17 protein-coding genes are annotated in these 20,523 nt (G+C 48.2%); 6 read left to right on the top strand and 11 right to left on the bottom strand.

Annotation, left to right across the window (positions count from 1 at the left end; all coding sequences use genetic code 11):
* Nucleotides 1-180: 180 nt before the first annotated feature.
* Nucleotides 181-2,301: a peptidylprolyl isomerase gene (locus CWM47_RS27205; RefSeq protein ID WP_100991774.1), complete on the top strand. Its 2,121-nt coding sequence runs from the start codon at nucleotides 181-183 to the stop codon at nucleotides 2,299-2,301.
* Between the two features lie 141 nt (nucleotides 2,302-2,442).
* Here CWM47_RS27205 and rdgB read toward each other — a convergent pair whose 3' ends face one another.
* From rdgB to CWM47_RS27190, 3 genes are all read right to left on the bottom strand, one after another.
* Entirely contained in the window at nucleotides 2,443-3,021 is a 579-nt protein-coding gene (gene rdgB, locus CWM47_RS27200) for an RdgB/HAM1 family non-canonical purine NTP pyrophosphatase (protein ID WP_100991773.1), read from the bottom strand.
* Between the two features lie 65 nt (nucleotides 3,022-3,086).
* Nucleotides 3,087-4,013 (bottom strand): FKBP-type peptidyl-prolyl cis-trans isomerase, encoded by a 927-nt coding sequence (locus tag CWM47_RS27195; RefSeq protein WP_100991771.1) that lies wholly within the window; start codon nucleotides 4,011-4,013, stop codon nucleotides 3,087-3,089.
* 120 nt (nucleotides 4,014-4,133) lie between these two features.
* Nucleotides 4,134-5,150, bottom strand: coding sequence for a DHH family phosphoesterase (locus CWM47_RS27190; protein WP_100991769.1), 1,017 nt, complete (start codon nucleotides 5,148-5,150; stop codon nucleotides 4,134-4,136).
* A gap of 234 nt (nucleotides 5,151-5,384) precedes the next feature.
* Between CWM47_RS27190 and CWM47_RS27185 the strand changes: the two genes are divergently transcribed.
* A complete protein-coding gene (locus tag CWM47_RS27185) occupies nucleotides 5,385-5,804 on the top strand; it encodes a nucleoside-diphosphate kinase (protein ID WP_100991767.1) in 420 nt (139 codons plus the stop codon).
* Nucleotides 5,805-5,874: 70 nt separating this feature from the next.
* On the opposite strand, the gene nth is transcribed toward CWM47_RS27185, so the two are convergent.
* From nth to CWM47_RS27170, 3 genes are all read right to left on the bottom strand, one after another.
* A complete protein-coding gene (nth, locus tag CWM47_RS27180; protein ID WP_100991765.1) occupies nucleotides 5,875-6,525 on the bottom strand; it encodes an endonuclease III in 651 nt (216 codons plus the stop codon).
* Between the two features lie 99 nt (nucleotides 6,526-6,624).
* Nucleotides 6,625-6,876, bottom strand: coding sequence for a hypothetical protein (locus CWM47_RS39405; protein WP_100991763.1), 252 nt, complete (start codon nucleotides 6,874-6,876; stop codon nucleotides 6,625-6,627).
* Nucleotides 6,851-7,450, bottom strand: coding sequence for an RNA polymerase sigma factor (locus CWM47_RS27170; protein WP_012930482.1), 600 nt, complete (start codon nucleotides 7,448-7,450; stop codon nucleotides 6,851-6,853). Before CWM47_RS27170 ends, CWM47_RS39405 begins: the two co-directional genes overlap by 26 nt.
* Nucleotides 7,451-7,970: 520 nt before the next feature.
* On the opposite strand from CWM47_RS27170, the gene CWM47_RS27165 reads away from it, so the two are divergent.
* Nucleotides 7,971-10,151, top strand: a complete 2,181-nt coding sequence (locus CWM47_RS27165) for a tetratricopeptide repeat-containing sensor histidine kinase (RefSeq protein WP_100991762.1) — start codon at nucleotides 7,971-7,973, stop codon at nucleotides 10,149-10,151.
* A 10-nt stretch (nucleotides 10,152-10,161) separates the two neighbouring features.
* Here CWM47_RS27165 and CWM47_RS27160 read toward each other — a convergent pair whose 3' ends face one another.
* Entirely contained in the window at nucleotides 10,162-10,731 is a 570-nt protein-coding gene (locus CWM47_RS27160; protein WP_100991760.1) for a hypothetical protein, read from the bottom strand.
* Nucleotides 10,732-10,952: 221 nt separating this feature from the next.
* Here CWM47_RS27160 and lpdA point away from each other — a divergent pair, with 221 nt between their 5' ends.
* On the top strand, nucleotides 10,953-12,353 hold the full coding sequence (gene lpdA / locus CWM47_RS27155) for a dihydrolipoyl dehydrogenase (RefSeq protein ID WP_100991758.1): 1,401 nt from the start codon (nucleotides 10,953-10,955) through the stop codon (nucleotides 12,351-12,353).
* Between the two features lie 91 nt (nucleotides 12,354-12,444).
* Nucleotides 12,445-13,809: a M28 family peptidase gene (locus tag CWM47_RS27150; protein ID WP_100991756.1), complete on the top strand. Its 1,365-nt coding sequence runs from the start codon at nucleotides 12,445-12,447 to the stop codon at nucleotides 13,807-13,809.
* A 9-nt stretch (nucleotides 13,810-13,818) separates the two neighbouring features.
* Here CWM47_RS27150 and CWM47_RS27145 read toward each other — a convergent pair whose 3' ends face one another.
* The 4 genes from CWM47_RS27145 to mscL all read right to left on the bottom strand — a co-directional run bounded on the left by CWM47_RS27145 (nucleotide 13,819) and on the right by mscL (nucleotide 18,663).
* Nucleotides 13,819-15,489: a hypothetical protein gene (locus CWM47_RS27145; protein WP_100994074.1), complete on the bottom strand. Its 1,671-nt coding sequence runs from the start codon at nucleotides 15,487-15,489 to the stop codon at nucleotides 13,819-13,821.
* A gap of 76 nt (nucleotides 15,490-15,565) precedes the next feature.
* Nucleotides 15,566-16,057 (bottom strand): NADH-quinone oxidoreductase subunit C, encoded by a 492-nt coding sequence (locus CWM47_RS27140; RefSeq protein WP_100991754.1) that lies wholly within the window; start codon nucleotides 16,055-16,057, stop codon nucleotides 15,566-15,568.
* A gap of 24 nt (nucleotides 16,058-16,081) precedes the next feature.
* Entirely contained in the window at nucleotides 16,082-18,046 is a 1,965-nt protein-coding gene (locus CWM47_RS27135) for a M1 family metallopeptidase (RefSeq protein WP_100991752.1), read from the bottom strand.
* A 134-nt stretch (nucleotides 18,047-18,180) separates the two neighbouring features.
* Nucleotides 18,181-18,663 (bottom strand): large conductance mechanosensitive channel protein MscL, encoded by a 483-nt coding sequence (mscL, locus tag CWM47_RS27130; protein ID WP_100991750.1) that lies wholly within the window; start codon nucleotides 18,661-18,663, stop codon nucleotides 18,181-18,183.
* Nucleotides 18,664-18,906: 243 nt separating this feature from the next.
* Between mscL and CWM47_RS27125 the strand changes: the two genes are divergently transcribed.
* Complete coding sequence (locus CWM47_RS27125) at nucleotides 18,907-20,496, top strand: N-acyl-D-amino-acid deacylase family protein (RefSeq protein WP_100991748.1); 1,590 nt, start codon at nucleotides 18,907-18,909, stop codon at nucleotides 20,494-20,496.
* Nucleotides 20,497-20,523: the final 27 nt, after the last annotated feature.

Below are 20,523 nucleotides of genomic sequence, written 5' to 3'. Positions count from 1 at the left end.
TCGTACAGTTCTTTTTGGAAATATTGACAGGGTGCCGACTTTTTGAAAAAGTCGGCACTTTTTTTGTTAGACCACAGTAACGCCTTTTCCTCATTTTTGAGGATAGATATACGGTTACTACTTGTATTCCAGCAGGGAAAATTGTTATTTTGCGGGCTAAATTGACTGTTAAAAAGCGAAATGTCTGTCATTAATAAGATCAGAGAACATTCGGGAGTAGCTGTTGGTGTTATTGCCGTCAGTTTAATTCTGTTCATTGTGGGTGGTGATTTACTCGGCGGCCGTAGTTTGCTGTTTGGGGGAAATCAACAGGAAGTTGGTGAGATTGCAGGACAATCCATTGATTATCAAGAATTTAATGCCAAGGTAGATGACCTTCGTGCGCAGTTTGAGCAACAATCAGGACGGGCTCCCGTCGATCAGGACTTAGCCCAGATTCGGGAGCAAGCCTGGAACCAGATGCTGTTTGAAATTGCCTACCAAAAAGAGTTCGACAAACTGGGACTTAAAGTCTCGTCTGAAGAACTTGTCGATATGGTACAGGGCAACAACATCAGCCCGGCTGTTCGTCAGGCATTTACGAATCCGCAAACCGGCGTATTCGACAAGAGTTCGATTATCAGCTACCTTAAAGGGTTGAAAAACCTGCCTGCCCAGCAGCAGGCTGCCTGGGCTAGCTTTGAAAAGAACCTGGCTTCTGATCGGCTTCGCAGTAAGTATGAGAGCCTGATGAGCCTGTCTGTATTTGCTACAACAGCCGAAGCACAGAAAGAATACCAGGCGCAGAATTCAAAAGCCAACGTTAAGCTCCTGTTCGTACCTTATTACACCATCAACGATACGACGGTGAAAGTAACAGATGCACAGTTACAGGATTACCTGACGAAACACAAAGAGGAATACCCAGGTACCGATAGCCGTTCCATCCAGTACGTAACATTCTCGGTGGCTCCCTCAAAAGAAGATAGCGCTACCCTTTACAACCAGATCAAATCGCTGGCTCGTGGCCTGGGTGCCGCTACGAATGATTCGACGTTTGCTCAGCAAAACAGCGACGTTCGGGTACCACTTTACCTGACAGCGGGCGAAATGCCCGAACAACTCCGTGCGTCTATCCCAACGTTTGCGGCAGGTGGTATTTATGGCCCTTTCCGTGAAGGAAACACTTACTTTATCTACAAATACGGCGGTACCAAAAAAGATACCAGCTTCACCGCTCGTGCCAGTCATATCCTGATTCAAACAAAAGGCCTTGCCGATTCGGCTAAAGCTGATGCCCGTCGCCGGGCTGAAGGCATTCTGAAACAGATTCAGGGTGGTGCCAGTTTTGAAGCACTGGCTCAAACGAACAGCGACGATGGATCCCGTTCGGTTGGTGGTGATTTAGGCTATTTCAAGAATAATGGCCAAATGGTAAAACCTTTCGAGACCGCTGTATTCGGTGCAACATCGGCAGGGTTGATTCCTCGCCTTGTTGAAACCGAATTTGGTTACCATATCATTAAGGTTACCCAGCCTAAAACGAATGTACTTTATCGGATTGCGGCTATTGGCAAATCAATTACGCCTAGCCAAATCACCCGCGATGAAGCCCTGCGTAAGGCAGATCAGTTTGCATCGGATGTGCACACGAAAGAAGCGTTCGACGCGAAAGTGAAAGAAGATAAGTCGCTTGTGCTTGCCACAGCAGACCGGCTTCCGGAAGGGGCTAATCAGATTAACGCCTTGACGGGTTCTGAAGTGCGTCAGATCGTTCGTTGGGCGTTCAACGACAAAACGGATATCAACGCTGTATCGGAGCCTTTCGAAGTGGGCGATCAGTATGTAATTGCCGTTCTGACAAATAAAACGTCAAAAGACAAAGTAGAGGTTAATGATTACCGGAATGAACTGACCGCTAAAGTTCGTAATGAACTGAAAGGCGAGCAAATCATCACCAAACTCGGAAATACTACCGGCTCGCTGGAAAGCATTGCACAAAAATTTGGTGCCGGTGCCCTGGTTGAAGTCGTTGACGATGTGAATCTGGCAACGGGTTTCCTTCGCAGCGCCGGTGTTGATCCAGTTGCCTTAGGCAAAGCATTCGGCCTGAAAGTGGGTACGCATTCGAAACCGTTTGTGGGCGAGAGTGGCGTTCTGATCGTAGAAACACTGGGTTTGACACCCGCCCCAGCCGTTGCTGACTATACATTATACAAAACGCAGATTCAGCAAAACAGCACATCGCGTATTGGTTTCTACATCAACGAAGCCATTAAAGATGCCGCTAAAGTTGAAGATCGTCGGGCTAAGTTCTACTAGTCTTTAGTTAATCCAATAAGAAAAGCCCTCGTCTGGAAATCAGACGAGGGCTTTTTCATGTAGCGCGGACATCCTGTCCGTATAACCGCTATCTATTTTTTGATTTTAATCGTATTGAGATATGCGGACAGGATGTCCGCCCTACTTGATCTGTTCCTTCAAATACACGATCATCTTAGCCAAAGCCTGCGCCCGATGGCTGATTAGACCTTTTTCGTCGATCGTCATTTCGGCAAAAGTGCGATCGTGCCCAGTAGGCTGGAAAACCGGATCGTAACCAAAGCCACCCTTACCCCTTGGTTCCGTTAAAATAGTCCCTTCGATAATACCCTGAAATTGGTGCTCTACCCCGTGTAATACCAGTGTAAACACGGTAATAAACTGAGCTTTTCGGTTCGATTGGCCTGCTAGATTAGTGAGCAATTTCTCAATATTCTTTCCGTGATCCCGGCTACCTGAGTAGTAAGCCGAGTCAACTCCTGGTTCCCCATTCAGTGCGTCGACTTCCAGTCCAGAATCATCGGCGAAACAGGAAACGCCAAAATGTGTCCAGACATAATCTGCCTTTTGGCGTGAGTTGCCGGGAATCGTCCCTGTTGTTTCGGGCAGCTCATCGGTACAACCGATATCAAGGAGCGTTTTAAGCGTAAAGGCATCGCCGAGTTTGGCCGACACCTCCGCTAATTTATGATGGTTGTTTGTGGCAAAGCAGAGTTCCATAGGGAACAAAAAAAGCCGTTTACAGTCGTAACTGCAAACGGCTTCTTAAAAATAAGGTTAATGACTTACCGGCTTGGCTGTTGCATCTGGGGTTGTCCCGGCTGACCTGGCTGCGGTTGACCTTTCTGAATGTCGATCAATTCTATGTCGAACAACAGAACCGAGTTTGGGGCAATACCCTGATTTCCGCGTGGGCCATAGGCCAGCGTCGATGGGATAATCAGCGTAGCTTTCTCGCCTTTATGCATTTTGCTGACGCCTTCTTCCCAACCTGGAATCACCATGCCCACACCGATCTGAAATTGAGCGGGTTTACCGCCAGCCTGAGGGTTTGTGCGCGAGCTATCGAACACTTTGCCGTCTAAAAGTTTGCCTGTGTAGTGTACCTGTACCACATCGCCTTTATTAGGCGTTGGGCCGCTACCGGGTTGGGTAACAACATAGTACACACCCGATTCGGTCTTTTGTACTTTACCGGCCAAACCATTCTTTGCGATATAGTTTTCAATCACCTTAGCGTCAATACCCTTCTGTTTTTCCATATCAACAGCCTGGGCTTTTTTGTACTCGTCCTCGGTTTGCACGTTGAGCAGTTTCACCGCAATACCGATGTCGGTACCTTTCTGTACACCCGGAGGCAGTGGTTGCATAGCCCGTGTAAAGAGCGAATCGGCACTAACGTAGAACGTTGCGCTGTCACCTTTACCAAGCAAGGTTAGCCCTTCTTCATAAGAGCCTTTGAATGGGGGAACCTGCAGCAGCATCTGGAACGGCACACCTTCTTTATGTGTATCGCGCAGGACCGAGTCCTTGTTATTCATCAGGGTAAGGTGCAGGGTCAGAATATCGCCAACTTTACCTTTACGACTACCCTCGGTTTGTTCGTGAATAGTGTACTTCAGGCCGTTTTCCGTCACCTGCTGGCGGTTTTTGCCGCAAGCCGCCACAACAGCGACGAGTAGGGCGGCTTTTCCGAAATTTTTAAGAGACATGAGAGATTGATTACTTGGTTTAATGTTAACAATGTTCACGGTAATAGCATTCGCACTGCATCGGCTCACTACACTTCCGTAAACTGTGAATCTCGACGGGGAACCGCGAATACTGTAATTTTAAACTGTTTCCAGCAACAGTTGCTGGTACTCGGGTAAAATGGATAATAGTTTTTGTTCTGTTTCGGAAAGGGAAAGCTTGGATCGTCCGCCAGAGGCATTTCGATGACCTCCTCCTTCGAAATGTTTGCTCGACAAATCGCGCACCGAAAAGTTGCCTATAGAACGAAACGAGATGCGAATTTCGTCATTTCTGTCGATCAATATAGCGGCCATCACAACGCCTTCAACGGCGAGAGCATAGTTTACCATACCTTCCGTATCGCCGGTTTTAGAGCGGTAGCGCTTTAATTCACCGTCGGTGAGGGTAATGTATGCGAATTTGTATTCGGGCAATACCCGTAGCTTTTCATTCAAAACATAACCGAGCAACCGAAATTTATCGATGGTTACGTTGTCAAAAATACGGCGGTGAATGCTGCTAACGTCAATCTTGAGGTCGACTAATTCGGCGGCCATACGGTGAACATTCCCTGTCGTGTTTGGATGCCGGAATGAGCCGGTATCTGTCATCAGGCCCGAGTACAGGCATTCCGCGATGGGAATGTCAATCAAGTCTTTATCCCCCAAAGCCACAATTAGCTGAAAAACTAATTCGGCGGTTGCAGCAGCAGTTGGGTCCCAAAGGGCAAGGTCGGCAAAGGACTCTGGTTCGAGGTGGTGATCAATCAGGACTTTGCGGGCACGTGACTGCCGCACGAGCGGTGCCAGTTCACGGATACGGTCGAGGCTCGAAAAATCAAGACAGAAAATAACGTCGGCTTCAGCAATTAACTGGGTCACGGGCACGCGTAGCTTCTCGTCAAACGCAATTACGCCCTCATTACCTGACATCCAGTGTAGATTCTGAGAATAATCGGTTGGTGTAATAACCGTTACGTGGTGGCCTTTTTTGCGAAGGTAGCCCGCCAGCCCCAGCGATGACCCCATGGCATCGGCATCGGGATTCTGGTGAGTTGTAATCAGCACGGTTTGTGGGTTTCCTATAACCGCGCCAATTGCGTCAATATCTTGCATAAACAAATGGCCTTAGCCAAAATCGAAACCCAAAAGTACGAATAATAGTAATTCCGATTGATGAATTAACGTCCTTGCCTAATAAGTTTGCTGTGAGACATACCAATGGGCGGTACCGCTGAGGGACGTACGGTAAATACAGCGTGGCATTTAAGTGCTAAAACAGTAGATTTGTCCCCGACCTGCGTAGGGCGACCCGTATGGGGAAATAAAATTTGGCTATAAAAAATTAGGATGGCAACGAACCGAACGTTCACAATGATTAAACCCGATGCTGTTAAGGATGGACATACGGGAGCAATTATTAAGCAAATTGAAGAAGCGGGTTTCCGTATTGTAGCGCTTAAAAAAACACAACTAACAGGTGAGCGGGCTGGCCAGTTCTATGCTGTGCATATCGAGCGCCCGTTTTATAAAGACCTGTGTGCCTATATGTCATCCGGAACTATCGTTCCTATGATTTTGGAAAAAGAGAATGCTGTTGCTGATTTTCGCAAGCTCATTGGCGCTACGAATCCCGCTCAGGCAGAAGAAGGGACAATCCGTAAACTTTTTGCCAAGTCTATCGAAGCGAATGCTATTCACGGCTCTGATTCAGACGAAAACGCAACAATCGAAGGCAGTTTCTTTTTCGCCAATATGGAGCAGTATTAGTGAAATAGGTGGAGTAGGTGAAATAGGTGGAGTGAGTTACGCACGAATAAACCTACTGCACTCACTCCACCTATTTCACCAGTGCATTCTGCTCATAGTACTTACAGAACTCCTTCAGCGCGCAAATCTCACATTTAGGCGAGCGGGCGAGGCAAACATAACGGCCATGTAAAATGAGCCAGTGATGCGCCTTTGGAACGTACTGCTTTGGAATGTGTGCCATAAGTGCCTTCTCTACGGCCAGAGGTGTATTGGCTGTTAAAGGAGCTAGTCCAAGTCGGTGCGAAACACGAAAGACGTGCGTATCGACCGCCATTGTTGGCTCATTATAGACGACCGACAAAATTACATGGGCGGTCTTACGGCCCACACCCGGCAACGTCTGCAGTTCCTCTACAGTTGCGGGTATTTCTCCCCCAAATAGATCCATTAGTGTTCTTGCCATACCCACCAGATGTTTAGCCTTGTTATTAGGGTAGGAGACACTACGAATGTAGGTGAACACCTCATCGGCCGAAGCTGCTGCCAGTGATTGAGCCTCTGGAAATCGAGCGAAGAGAGCGGGCGAAATCTGATTGATTCGTTTATCAGTACACTGTGCCGACAAAATAACTGCCACCAGTAACTCATAAGGATTACTGAAGTTCAGCTCTGTTTTGGGTTCCGGATAATGTTCGGTGAAGTACTCAATAAAGCGTTGGAACCGTTCTTTTTTTTGCATAGCGGTACAACAGCGTGGCTAGGAAGCTTCGTATCAAAAAGACATACGCCTTTGACACGAAGCTTCTCAGCCACGCTACATAGTAAACCCACCTGTTCGTTACGAATGTCGTATTCGAGCAGGTGGGTTTGCCGGATGGTGTTTAGAATAATCTAGAATTGACTGAACCGTATCTCTACGTGGCTGACGTTCAATTCTATTCATCAAAGCCCGTAGTTCTAGGGCTTCGAGGAAGAACGTCATTAGGTCCGGCTCAGACATTAGTGCGTCTTCAATGAGCAGATTATCCTCTGGCGAGGTCTCCTCATAGACATACCGGATCACATCATCTTGGGTAAATGTTTTTATCATAACTCGGCGAACGTTTGCTCAGTTGTTTGCGTAAATTAATTAACGCATAACGCATACGCCCCAAAGCCGTGTTGATGCTGACGCCGGTTGCATCGGCAATCTCTTGGAAACTCATTTCCTCGTAGTGCCGCATGATAAGCACCTGACGCTGTTGTTCCGGCAATCGCTGAATCAATTCGCGCAAATGCTCGTGTGTTTCCTGTCGAATCTGGAGTGATTCTACAGAATCCTCCGCAAACTCAAGCGTATTGAAAACACTGCTTCCGTCTTCAAACACCACACTAGGGTAGCGTTTATCTTTTCGGAAATAGTCAATGGCCAAGTTGTGAGCAATTCGAATAATCCAGGGTAGAAATTTTCCCTCCTCGTTGTATTTACCAGACTTAATAGTGTCCACGGCTTTAATAAACGTGTCCTGCATTAAGTCTTCTGCAATGTACTGATCTTTAACGATCAGGTAAATTGTGGTGTAAATCTTCGATTTGTGCCGTTGCACTAATTTTGCAAAGGCTTTTTCATTACCACGGATGTACAGGGAAATCAACTCACTGTCGTTTACCTGGGCTTTTTCCATTTTCAGTAAGACAATTAGGTAACGTAGAGCAGTGTTCCGATAGTGTATGGGAGAGTTATGTTTTTGAGAATTTTAATTTTTCCAGCCTTAAAAGTAAGAAAAAAATAGGCTTATCTGCAAGTATTTGCCGCAAAAAATCTGCCAAACGGTAGCTTTCCCTTGAAAAAACTCGTTTTTCTCGCAGAAAAGTGGTTGAACCGCCTATTTTGACCAAACATAGCTTATTCTTGGAAATTATTGTACTTACGTTCGATAATACACTATAGATTCAATGTGTAGCCTATTCGTTTAAAATCATACCAACTTTTTTTGTTTGATTTTCTTTGTGGGGTCTATTCTGTACCTCTAGAGCTGTTTATAAGTATAAAGACTCTACGAATTAATTCAAAAAGATGCCTAAGATCGCGTTTTTAATGAACCTTGGAGAATAGGATAAACTTTAGGCAACCCATTGATTTACTGCACTAAATACTTACTTTAGAGCTTCCTGCCAGCTGTTGGGTAAGCTGGTGAGCACTCTATGAGATCACTCTTATCTGGATTCATATTGCTTGGTTGGTGCATGACCTGCTTTGGTCAGGCGTATCCTAAACTGCCGGACTTAAATTTTGATCGGCGGGGCGATGCAGTTTACATGGATAGTTTACTCACTCTCGGCCGAACACACCGACAGATTTCCCGCACACTGCCACGTACACTCCATAACGATACCTTACGGCTTGAAGGTTTACGATTCATGGCACTGGTGTTTAAACAAATGCGTGGCACGCAGCGTGATAGTAGCTTTTTGTATGCCAGGCAGTTAGAAGAGCAGGCACTACTCTATAAGAACATCCTGTATGCCGTACGGGCTATAATGTTGCAAGAGTATCATATACGAACCATAAAAGGCGACTTTCCTCAGGCACTTCGCCTAAATCAGCGAGCATCTGAACTGTGTATCAAACTGCCCCGTGAGAGTTCTCCGCGCTGGCAGGTGCAAATGAACATGGGCGATATTTATATGCTCTTAAAGGAATATGACAATGCACTCCGCAGCTACCAGCTCTCGCAACGTTTACTAACTTTTAATACGTCACTGACACCTAAGAACCGGAAATTACTCACCAGTCAGGCAATTACTCAAATTGGAGAAGTCTACGAAATTCGGGGTGAGTTTGAACAGGCTCGTCAACAATTCGACGCCAGTCGGAAAATTGCCGTAGATCTACATGCGCAGGTGAATGTGGCGTATGCAAACGAACGCCTGGGCGATTTCTTTATCAGTCGGCACCAGCCTGAGCAGGCTATCAAGTTTTTTGATGAAGCATTAGCCGTTTGGACCCAACTTAACGATCGGGGCGGGCAGGCCGCTGTTTGGGCTCGCTTGTCTGAAGGCTATACGCTTACCAACAAGCCTGACCTGGCTATCGAGTTTGGCGAAAAAGCTGTTGCCATAGCCAGAGAATCGGGGTACATCCGGATTCAGCAAATGGCTGCCGAGTCGTTGTATAAGGCTTACAAAGCAGCCAACAAGCCCGCTCAGGCACTGGCCATGTATGAGGAATTTAGTATGCTCCGCGATAGCCTGACGAATATTAAGCGAGTGGAAGAATTGTCGACGGTCCAGAAAAAATATGATATCGATCAGGTTCGCCTGGCTGCCAATAAAGAGCGGGTTATTCAGCAACAGCAATTGATTAATGTGCGTCGACAGGCGGAAATTTCCCATTTACGTGCCGAAGCGGAACGCGAACAAATAGCCGGAGAAACCCGAATGAGTCAACTTCAGCAACGAGTCGAAACAGAACATCTGAGAGCTGAATCTCAAAAAAGCCGTCTGGAACAACGAGCCCACATTGATAAATTAAGTCACGACATTCAGCAGGATAAATTAATGCGGGCTGTTATGGTAGGTGGCTTAGCTATGCTGCTGGGCTTTGTGATCGTTTATTACCGGAAGAACCGGTTGATCTACCGTCAGAAGCGGGAAATCGAACGGTTGAACTGGGATTTGGAGGATAAAGTGTTTGCCCGAACGGTTGAACTGAAATTGGCCAATGACCAGTTGCGGGCTAAAAACCGGGAGATCGAAGAAGCACTTCTACGCGGACAAACGCTTGAACGCAAGCGTATGGCAGCCGATTTGCACGATAGCCTCGGCGGATTGCTGGCGGCTATTAAAACCAGCATGTCGGCCCTAAATCCGGCGCATATGGCCGAACGGGAGCAGCAGATTTATAACAATCTGTTGACCATGACGAAAGAAGCCTTCGCTGAGATCCGGTACTTATCGCATAATCTGCAACCTGACGAATTAGAGAAACAAGGCTTATCGGAGGCTTTGGTCCGGCTGGTTTATAAACTCAACCTAACACAGAAAATCACGTTTCGGTTAGACAACGCTGAGTTGCCCCGATTAGACAAAACGGCCGAGTTTAACCTATATTCGATTTGTATTGAATTATGCAGCAATATTCTCCGGCACTCCGAAGCTTCTGAAGCTGATATTCTGTTTCGGCGATTTAACGATGAGTTGAATATGATTGTGAAGGACAATGGCTGTGGCATGAATCCCGACGATGCAACCGGTATGGGGCTTCATAATATTCAGGCTCGTATGGATCTTATTCGGGGACGCTACGAAATACATTCCAGCAAAGGAGAGGGAACTACCTTTATATTTATCCTGCCTTTTTCGTCCAATCTGGCAACAGCCTGATTGTGTGACGTCACTTCAGACGTCCATCTACCAAAAATTCATTCTTGTCGAAGTAAGGCAGTTTCTGAAAACCAGAAACGGTATAGTGCTGTAGGCTCCATTGTCGGTTAACGCCAGGGCCACTCTCTAACAACAAACGACGCTCCGACGAATAAAGCGGGTTGTTTGTCTGTAAAACAGCGTCAATTCGGGTAGGTTTCCGGGTAGCAGCATCCAGCCGCACTGTTAGCGACCGAACGGTGAGTCGTTCTTCCGAATTTTTCAAAGTATACTTATACGTGAGTGAATCGGGACGATTTACCTGGTAACTGCTACGCAAGGCGGGTTTGTTAATATCGGCTTGTGTGAATAATTCCAGTTCGCGGCTCCAATTGATGTCACGGGTGGTTTGTTGATTTCGTTTTTCGTTAATTGCCACCGTCTTTGTAATAAGTGGTTTTTTTGCCGATGCCTCAGCAATCTGCCCTTTCACATAGCCTAATACGTCATAGTAAACGTTCGGTTGATTTTGCTGAGCGGGGTCGGTGCAACTACTGGCTAACAGTGTGAATAACAGAAAAATGGAATAAACGAAACGCATAAATCAGGACAAAACGGCCTTGAATGAAGAGGGCCTTACGGAATTACCAACACCTTTTTTTACAAATCGGTTTAGGTAATCAAATTCTGAACCAAATTTGCAGTCAGAATGCTTTTTAAGTAAACAGTTTGAGGTTTGTAGTTTGGGCCGGACAGGAGACTGATTTGCCAGCAGCTAATTACAGATTTCAAACCTCAAACCACAAAAAAACAACCTAATTCATGGAATACGATGTTATTGTGATTGGTTCGGGGCCGGGCGGCTACACTGGCGCGATTCGCTGCGCCCAACTCGGGCTGAAAACAGCCATTATTGAAAAATACCAGGCACTGGGCGGCACCTGTCTTAATGTAGGCTGCATTCCGTCGAAGGCACTCCTCGATTCGTCGGAGCATTATTATAATGCCGCGCATACCTTTGCCGAACATGGCATCAAACTGAACGATTTGCAGGTCGATCTGGCGCAGATGATCACCCGCAAGGCAAGCGTGGTCGATCAGACAACCAAAGGCATTGCTTTTCTGATGAAGAAAAACAAGATCGACGAGCTGCATGGCCTTGGCTCGTTTGTTGATCCACACACGATTAAAATTACAAAAGAAGACGGATCAGAGCAGATCATCAAAGGGAAGAATATCATTATTGCGACTGGCTCCAAACCAATGTCGTTTCCTTCGATGCCGATTGACAAAAAACGCGTCATTACCTCAACCGAAGCCCTTACGCTCAAAGAAATCCCGAAACACTTAATCGTTATTGGTGCGGGGGTTATTGGTGCCGAGCTAGGTTCAGTGTATGCCCGGATTGGCTCAAAGGTGTCGTTCGTTGAATTTGCCGATTCGATGATTCCAACAATGGATAAAACGATGGGTAAAGAACTTCAAAAGTCCATCAAAAAACTCGGTGCCGATTTTTACTTCAGTCATAAAGTTACCAAAGTTGAAAATACGGGCGATGAAGTCGTTGTGAGCATCGATACCTCAAAGGGAGAGCAAATCACGCTTACCGGCGATTACTGCCTGGTTTCAGTTGGTCGTCGCCCTTATACCGACGGGCTGAACCTTGAAGCGGCCGGCCTGAAAACCGACGCTCGGGGTAAAGTTGAGGTTGACAACTATCTGCGTACAAGCGTTCCGCACATCTACGCCCTTGGCGACGTTATTCGGGGTGCTATGCTGGCTCATAAAGCCGAAGAGGAGGGTACGTTCATTGCCGAAACCATTGTGGGTCAAAAGCCGCATATCCACTACCGGCTTATTCCAGGTGTAGTGTATACCTGGCCGGAAGTTGCTTCGGTAGGCTATACCGAAGAAGAAGTGAAACAGGAAGGTATTCCCTATAAAGTTGGCTCATTCCCGTTCAAGGCGCTTGGTCGTGCCCGGGCGAGTATGGATGTCGATGGGCTGGTGAAAGTGCTGGCGCACAAAGAAACGGACGAGATTCTGGGCGTTCACATGATTGGAGCCCGTACGGCCGATATGATTGCCGAAGCCGTTATCGCTATGGAGTTCCGGGCCTCGGCCGAAGATGTGTCGCGCATGTCGCACGCACACCCGACCTATACAGAAGCCTTCAAAGAAGCCTGCCTGGCTGCTACCGACAATCGGGCGATCAATATGTAATTTTCGAGATACAGGAGTACACAAGCCCGGTTGCTGGAAAGCAGCCGGGCTTTTCTGTATATTGCCCTCTTAACCAATACAACCGCCTACAATGAAAAAAACCATTACACTTCTTTTTACCATACTGGTCGGCTATGCACAGGCGCAAAATGCCGATTCGGTAGCTATCCGAAAAATTTATAGTGAAGCACTCGCCAACGGGAAATCCTACGAATGGCTACGCCACCTGACCAAGCAGATCGGACCACGGTTGAGTGGATCGGAGGGGGCGCAAAAAGCTGTTGACTGGACAAAACAGGTGATGGAGAAAGAAGGCTTCGACCGGGTGTTCCTGCAGGATGTGATGGTGCCACACTGGGTACGGGGCGCTAAAGAAGAAGCTTTCATTCGCAGTGGCAAACAGAAAGTTAATGTACCATTGGCTGCCTTAGGCGGTTCTGTTGCCACCGGGCCAAAAGGTGTCGAAGCGGGTGTTATTGAGGTAAAAAGCTTTCCTGAGTTGCGGGCTCTGGGGCCGGATAAAGTGAAAGGCAAGATTGTCTTTTTCAATCGGCCAATGGACCCGACGAAAATCAACACGTTCGAAGCGTATGGCGGGGCGGTAGATCAACGGGCTAATGGCGCTACCGAAGCCGCTAAATTAGGTGCCGTGGGCGCTATCGTTCGCTCCATGAATCCCCGGCACGACGATTATCCACACGTGGGTGGAATGCGCTACGGAACCGGTGTTCCCCTAATTCCGACGGCAGCTATCAGCACAAACGCGGCCGATTTGCTGAGCAAATCATTAGCCGAGAATCCAGCCTTGACCTTCTATTTTAAACAAAATTGCGAGACCCTGCCTGATGCAAAGTCTTATAACGTAGTTGGCGAAATCAAGGGCAGCGAGAAGCCTGATGAGATCATTGTTGTAGGTGGGCACCTTGATTCGTGGGATCTGGCCGAAGGCGCGCAGGACGATGGCGCTGGCTGCATGCAGTCGATCGAAGTGCTTCGACTGTTTAAAGCCCTGGGTATTAAACCAAAGCATACGCTTAGGGCCGTCATGTTCATGAATGAAGAAAATGGATTGCGTGGGGGCGTTGCCTATGCCGATCTTGCCAAAAAGAATAACGAGAAACATATGGCGGCTGTCGAGTCCGATGCCGGTGGCTTTACACCACGCGGATTTGGCATTGTTGGAACGCCCGAGCAACGCGCCAAAGTGATGCCCTGGAAACCATTACTGGCCCCTTACGGCCTGCTCGAAATTGGTGCTGGTGGGGGTGGAGCCGACATTGGCCCATTAGCCCAGTCGGGCACGGTATTGTTCGGCTTCAAACCCGACTCACAACGGTACTTCGATTACCACCACACGGCCGCCGATAATTTTGAAGTCGTTAGCCAGCGCGAACTTGAGTTGGGCGCAGCCTCAATGGCCGCTCTGATTTATTTGCTGGACCAATACGGCTTATAGTCACCAATCTTATAAATTCTTATCGATTAGCTTCTTGACTTCATCGAACGCGCCCGGCAAGGGCGCGTTTCGTTTTACGATCTTTCCCGTTCGATTGATGATCGTACCCGATAGGTCATTATCAGATCGTAGCCGGTCTACGGCATCAATCAGTTGAGAGTCGGTTAGTAATAGATGATCGCCCTCAAGGTTATAACGGGCCGCAATTTCAGGCCATAGGGATTGATCTGTACCCGGAAGTGGTAGATAGACTAACGCAAAATCGCGAGTGCTGTACGCATTACGTAAACGTTGGGCATCAATTGCGGCTTGCCGATCAGGCTCTTCAGTAGGCGAGAAGAAGAGTAAATAAATAACCTTTCCCCGGTTTGTATTGACGACTTGATCGAAAAGCGTAGCCCCATTCCCGCGTGTAGCTTTGGTTACGAAAACACCAGACGATATTTCTAGTGAGGATGCTGTATTACCCGCTTTTTTTAGCGTTTGAATAGCCGCCCGGATGCGGGTACTGTCTTTTACTTCGAGGCTATACAGTTCATCGAGCGATTGTGCCAGTGCCTGATCCTTCACCTGCGGGCGACCGTAATCATACAGTAACTCGGCAAAATTGAGCGTCAGGCCGGGTAGTGACGTTGCCAGCCAATAAGCCGCTACATAATTCACCGCCAGACTGTCGAACTGTCGAATACTGCGCTGAATCAACATTTCGTAGTTGACTAACCGTTGGAGTGTATCGGGGCTTCGTTTGACAAGCCCATCGAAAAATTTTAAATCCGATGCTTTTGCTGAATTTGCCATCGCATAATCACTGAGTCGGATTCGCTCGTCGGCTGTCAGGTTTTTGCCGTATCGCTCAAGTAAAAGAGACAAGGCCCGCACGGTGAGCCCGTTTGTCCGGCTATTGGTGGCCTCTGTCGTAACTCGTTGTGCCGCATAGGCTGCAAAACGATTCATTGCCGAGGAACGAGCCGCCGTAAGAATAAGATCATTGGCAGGGCGGAGTGAATCCGTCAGCGAATTAGGAATTTTTTCGCCTTCATAGGTCGCTTTATCGTATAGAAAAGCCGCTGCGTTATAGCGGTTGTTGGCCATGATCCAGCGAGATACCAGCGGAAAGACTTTCTCCTTTACAGCGAACTTGTCGAAAGGAGCGCGATAAGCTGCCAGAAGTACATCGAAGGATTTTTCAGTGGACAGGCCAGTTAGTTTAGTCGTTAATTTTTTGCCATCTGGCTTATCCGGGAAACTTGCTTCAAAGGCTTTAAAGCGGGCAAATTGACTATTTACCTGGGCATTAACGCCCCCAAATCGGAAAGGCACTGCCGCCGTAAACAGCGAATCAGCATCGAGGTCTATAGTCAATGTTCCGGAAGCAGCCAGAAAAGCCGTTGAAATACGACCGTAGTTGAAATACATTTCTTCCTGCGGGTAAATCAGTGGCAGCGATACCCGAAACGTACCATCGATACCGAGGGCAGCCGGGCGAACAAGTTCGCGATTTGCCTGCAAGATATTATTTCGGCTTACGAGAACCGTGGGCGATTCCCGATACAGCCGGGCCGACAGATTCCGAATGCGGCCCGTTACAATCACTGAGTCAGTTTGAGCGTGACCCAACATGGGCGCCAGGAAAAAGGCACTAAACAACAAGCGGCAGAAGAGCCGATAACGATTTTTCATTGGTTCAGGAAAACGCATAAAGCAATAACAAACGAAATTAAGAAACAGTCAACAATCGGCCCGAAATGTCGACAGCTTATTTCGTTTTTATGCCATGATATTGTTCTTCTTCCTGGTAATCACTGCGGAGCGGGTGCCCTACCCAATCGGTGGGTAGCAGGATTCGGCGCAGGTCGGGGTGACCATCGAAATGAATACCAACAAGATCGAAGGCTTCCCGCTCGTGCCAGTTGGCGGTGCGCCAGATGTGGGCTACGCTTGGCACCGATGGCAAATTTGCCCCTGTGGTGTTGCGCGGCACAATAACCTTAAGCATCAAATTGTGCTCGTATGGAATGGATGTGAGGTTATAAATGACCTCCATTGTATCTGTCTGGAGACCGTTGTCAATGGCTGTGACGCAGGCCAGCAGATCAAAAAACAGCCGCTCGTCATCGCGCAAAAACTGACAGATTTCTACGAGTTGATCGACAGGAACGGTCAGATACGGTTGCAGGGTTTGGGTTGTGGCTTGTAGCCCGGTACCAAATTGAGTAGTAAGGAGGTCGTTTATTTCGGGAAAAGTCATACCTAATATGGATTCACATCCTTTTTACGCCAGCCAGGCCAGCCACTGCATCCAGTTTTCAATCCAGAATAAGAATTTTGTCGCAAACTTGGCGGCTGGGGCAGATGATGGTTCCAGCGTTAAACTGTTGTTGTTCAGGTTGGTGTCCATGTAAATCTTTTGCTTCGGATCGATGCTTGCCCAAATGGCTTTGGCGTTCTGGCTAACCGTAAACTGCCGCTGACGGCCTTTACCATCCCAGAACAACGTGGACTCATGACCGTTGTCAAAATGAACGAGTATATCTACCGGCATCGTTCCGTCGCCGTTGCGTTGTACGGTTATAATACTTTGTTGCTGGCCCGCCTGTTTGCGGTTTTTGAGCGACAGGAGTTCGTAGTCAACAACGTTATCGCCGTAGAGCGCCTGAGCGAAAAACCAGTTCATATCGGGGCCGTATTTAGCACCAAGTCGCTTCGGCACAATTTCATTTACAATGTCGACGAAGTTCTGCCCATTGGGGTGTTTAAACTTCCAGCGGTTAAAATACGTCTGCATGATTTCGTCCATCACCGGGCGGCTCACCAGCCCTTCCAACGTTCGGAGCCAGGTCGCCGTTTTAGTATATGTTAGCACCGAATACTGGCCGTCGGGCAGTTGCCAGGTGTTGCCGAACGACGACCCAATAGCCGGATTGCCCTGATGCACATAACTGTCCCGCGAGCTTTCCAGATCGCCCATCCCAAAGCCAAGCAAGTCGATTTGCGATGAACGCGCCCCGTAAGTTGCGTCCATAATCCGGCCTTCATAATATTGATTGAACCCCTCGTCGAGCCAGGCTTCTTCGAACTCATTCGTCGCCAGCAACTGCATAAAATATTGGTGGCCAAACTCATGAATGGTCACCTCTTCCGGAAAACGGGCTCCGGCAGGTAAGAACCAGGCGGTTCCGGCCGTAATGAAGGTTGGATATTCCATGCCAAACGAACCCTGAGCATGAAACGGCGGGTCAACAATGGTCAGGTTTGGAAACGGGTATTTGCCAAGATGTTTGTCAAAATAGGTTAACGCGGCCTTAATCGCGTCTATATGCCGTTGCGCCTGATGCACGTGTTCTGGCTGCATAGCCAGTTCGAGGCTAACGAACCCACCGCCGGGGCGTTGCCATTTATCTTCTACAACCTTAAAACGGGGGGAAGCCGTCCAGGCGAAATCGACGACATCTTCGGCGTGGTAGAGAATGGTTTTTGTGCCGTTACTATGAATTTTTTCGGACTGGTAGAGACCCGTAGCACTTACCCAATAGGCTGAAGGTGTGGTGATATTGACATCATATACACCATAATCGGCATAGAACTCGGAATTGGCATGGAACTGGTGACAGTTCCATTGGCCCGATTTGGCGTAGCGCGTACCGGCAGGTTCATAAACGCCTAGTTTAGGGAACCACTGGCCCACCAGAAAGAAGTCGCGGCTGAAACCCGTCCGAGCAAAAATCTTGGGCAGTTTGGCCCGAAAAGCAATGTCGAGTACAATCGTTTCGCCCGGTCCGACGGGTTTACTCAGCGGCACCCTGATAACGGTATGGTCGTCTTTGTTCTGCGTTCCGGCAGCCTCATCGTCGGGCTGGAAAAACTGGTAGGCCAGTGCCTCGCCATTCCGGACCTTCATCGAAACAATGTCAATAGAGCCATAGGGGTCTATTTTGGCATTTCTATCAATTCCTTCGCCCCGCAACTGCCCACCAGATTCCCGCATAAACGTCGACCGTTCGTTGCGAAATGCATTCAGGTATAAGTGGAATTGCAACTCCCGAACAATATCTGTCGATGGGTTTTTCCACGTGAGCGTTTCGCGCCCTGTAAGTTTTTTTGTGGCTGGGTTCAGTGTGACATCTATTTGGTAATTAGCCAGACGGGGACTTAAGGGGGTGTTAAAAATAGGCTTCGCTGCTTGAGCAAAGCTTGTTAACGTTATACCCAGCAGGAGCAGGGAAAGCAGTTGTTTCATGGCCGGGTCAATTCGGTAGAGAAGGCTAAGTACCGAAAAACCGGGCTCGATTGCAACCGAAGGCGGCCGGTATCCTGTCAGGTTACCTAACAGGATACCGGCCGGAATGAATTCGTTCTCAATGAATGGAAGATTTATGGGATTTGTCTGTTGCCCATCGCAGAAGGACTTATTTCAGGTGAACGCATTGTTGTCGGGGTGTTTGCTATCAGTGCGTCCCGAATTTCGGTGAGTAACACCTCTTCTTTCGTTGGTGCGGGTGGAACATCGGGCGCATCGGCTTTAGCGCGCATCAGACGGTTCATACCCCGAATAAGCAGGAAAATAATAAATGCCAGAATTAGAAAGTCGATGACAATGGTCAGGAAATTACCGTAGGCGAAAACCGGCCCCAGCTTTTTTGCCTCCTCCAGCGTCAACCCCGGCGTAATCTTGTCGGAGAGGGGCGTGTATAGATTACTGAAATCGACATTGCCTACTACCATACCCACAAGCGGCATGATCAGGTCGTTTACGACCGAATCCACAATTTTGCCGAAAGCAGCCCCAATAATTACACCAACGGCAAGATCCATGACATTACCCCGCATGGCAAACTCTTTGAATTCCTTAAGCATCTGTATACGTGTTTAGTAATTGGAATAAGAAAGCGTAATTGAAAGATAATTGTCTATACGTGTTCTAGTTACATATTGTATCAATACTTATCCTATGGACTGACAAATTGATTTGATGTGCTAGTTGTCGCACTCGTAAGGGGATTGGCTTCTGGGTGTTTGGCTAGAAATTGGTTTGGTTTTCAGATGAAAAACAGCCACATTGATCACTGAATCACTTTCTATACAACCTAAAACGAACGTATGCACTACCGTTTCCTGACACTGGTTTTCTGCCTGTTATGTTTCTGCTCAGCCCATGCGCAAACGTATGATCTCGTTATTAAAAATGGCCGGGTTGTCGATGGTACGGGCAACCCCTGGGTATATGCCGATGTAGCCATTAAAGATGGACGCATTGTTAAGGTGGGGTCGATACCCGCCACGGATGCCAAACGGACAATTGATGCCAGCAGACTCATTGTAGCACCCGGGTTTATTGATGTACATACGCACGTAGAAGGCAGCCTGGAAGCGCAGCCCGGTGCGCCAAATTTTATTTTCGACGGCGTTACCACCATGATTACTGGAAACTGTGGCGGCTCAAGCACAAACCTTCGCACTTATTTCGATACGCTTAGAACACAGGGAATTTCGGTGAACGTTGGCTCGCTGATCGGGCATAATACCGTGCGGATGAAAGTCATGAAAATGGCCTTTCGGGAGCCGACCGCCCGTGAGCAGGCCGATATGGAAGGACTGGTCGAACAGGCGATGAAAGACGGAGCTGTAGGCTTATCGACCGGGTTGATTTATACGCCTGGTACTTACGCCCGCACGCCCGAGGTGGTCAATCTGGCAAAAATGGCCTCTCGCTATGGCGGGGTCTACGCATCGCATATTCGAAACGAGGGTCAAAACGTGAAACAGGCCATCGAAGAAGCTATTCTGATTAGTCGCGAGGCCAAAATTCCCGTCGAAATATCGCACTTCAAAGTCGCCAGTAAACCACTTTGGGGTAAAAGTACCGAAACCGTCGAATTGGTCGAAGCAGCCCGTCGCGAAGGGCTCGACGTAACGGTAGACCAGTATCCGTATACGGCCTCAAGTACGTCTTTGGAGAGTATTGTCCCCTCCTGGGCGTTGGCCGACGGCGATTCGGCGGTGCTGGCCCGGTTTCGTGCCCCCGTTTCTCACGCCAAAATCCGGGCCGAAATGCTGGATGGCCTGGCCAAAAATCTTCGCAAAAATTACGACTATGCTGTCGTGTCCAACTACAAGCCTGATTCAACATTCAACGGCCTTAGTATCAGTACGATCAATCAGAAACTAGGTAGAAAAAATAACGCATCGACCGAAGCCGATCTGATTCTGGACCTGATGGAACGTGCCAACCTGAAACGCATACAGATGGTGTATCATACCATGTCGGAAACGGACGTGGAAACTATTTTGCGCTACCCGAATACGATGATTGCATCTGATGCCGGTGTTGCCAAACTAGGGTCGGGTATGCCGCACCCCCGTGCTTATGGCACCAATGCCCGTGTGTTGGGTCGGTACGTACGCGAACGACACGTTATCCCGCTGGAAGAAGCTGTTCGACGGATGACGTCGCTGCCTGCCCAACGGTTTAAGTTAACAGATCGGGGGTTGCTCCGACCAGGCTATGCCGCCGATATTGTGTTGTTCGACGAGAAAACCGTTTCCGACAAGGCGACATACGATCAGCCTCATGCCTACACAACAGGTATCTCCTGGGTCATTGTCAACGGCGTTCCTGTCGTTGAGAACAACCAGCACACCGGCCAGCGACCCGGCCAACTGCTCATGGGGCCGGGTTTTGAGAAATGAAGAATGAAGAATATGTATGCTATAAGG

It is taken from the genome of Spirosoma pollinicola (assembly GCF_002831565.1).
Classification (GTDB): Bacteria; Bacteroidota; Bacteroidia; order Cytophagales; family Spirosomataceae; genus Spirosoma; species Spirosoma pollinicola.
Note: the sequence above shows the minus strand (reverse complement) of the source record. Positions and strands in the feature narration are given on the sequence as shown.

Bases quoted from the DNA above. Each gene is read 5' to 3' on its own strand.
- CWM47_RS27205 (WP_100991774.1), top strand. From the start codon at position 181: ATGTCTGTCATTAATAAGATCAGAGAACATTCGGGAGTAGCTGTTGGT.
- rdgB (WP_100991773.1), bottom strand. From the start codon at position 3,021: ATGGAACTCTGCTTTGCCACAAACAACCATCATAAATTAGCGGAGGTG.
- CWM47_RS27195 (WP_100991771.1), bottom strand. From the start codon at position 4,013: ATGTCTCTTAAAAATTTCGGAAAAGCCGCCCTACTCGTCGCTGTTGTG.
- CWM47_RS27190 (WP_100991769.1), bottom strand. From the start codon at position 5,150: ATGCAAGATATTGACGCAATTGGCGCGGTTATAGGAAACCCACAAACC.
- CWM47_RS27185 (WP_100991767.1), top strand. From the start codon at position 5,385: ATGGCAACGAACCGAACGTTCACAATGATTAAACCCGATGCTGTTAAG.
- nth (WP_100991765.1), bottom strand. From the start codon at position 6,525: ATGCAAAAAAAAGAACGGTTCCAACGCTTTATTGAGTACTTCACCGAA.
- CWM47_RS39405 (WP_100991763.1), bottom strand. From the start codon at position 6,876: ATGATAAAAACATTTACCCAAGATGATGTGATCCGGTATGTCTATGAG.
- CWM47_RS27170 (WP_012930482.1), bottom strand. From the start codon at position 7,450: ATGGAAAAAGCCCAGGTAAACGACAGTGAGTTGATTTCCCTGTACATC.
- CWM47_RS27165 (WP_100991762.1), top strand. From the start codon at position 7,971: ATGAGATCACTCTTATCTGGATTCATATTGCTTGGTTGGTGCATGACC.
- CWM47_RS27160 (WP_100991760.1), bottom strand. From the start codon at position 10,731: ATGCGTTTCGTTTATTCCATTTTTCTGTTATTCACACTGTTAGCCAGT.
- lpdA (WP_100991758.1), top strand. From the start codon at position 10,953: ATGGAATACGATGTTATTGTGATTGGTTCGGGGCCGGGCGGCTACACT.
- CWM47_RS27150 (WP_100991756.1), top strand. From the start codon at position 12,445: ATGAAAAAAACCATTACACTTCTTTTTACCATACTGGTCGGCTATGCA.
- CWM47_RS27145 (WP_100994074.1), bottom strand. From the start codon at position 15,489: ATGAAAAATCGTTATCGGCTCTTCTGCCGCTTGTTGTTTAGTGCCTTT.
- CWM47_RS27140 (WP_100991754.1), bottom strand. From the start codon at position 16,057: ATGACTTTTCCCGAAATAAACGACCTCCTTACTACTCAATTTGGTACC.
- CWM47_RS27135 (WP_100991752.1), bottom strand. From the start codon at position 18,046: ATGAAACAACTGCTTTCCCTGCTCCTGCTGGGTATAACGTTAACAAGC.
- mscL (WP_100991750.1), bottom strand. From the start codon at position 18,663: ATGCTTAAGGAATTCAAAGAGTTTGCCATGCGGGGTAATGTCATGGAT.
- CWM47_RS27125 (WP_100991748.1), top strand. From the start codon at position 18,907: ATGCACTACCGTTTCCTGACACTGGTTTTCTGCCTGTTATGTTTCTGC.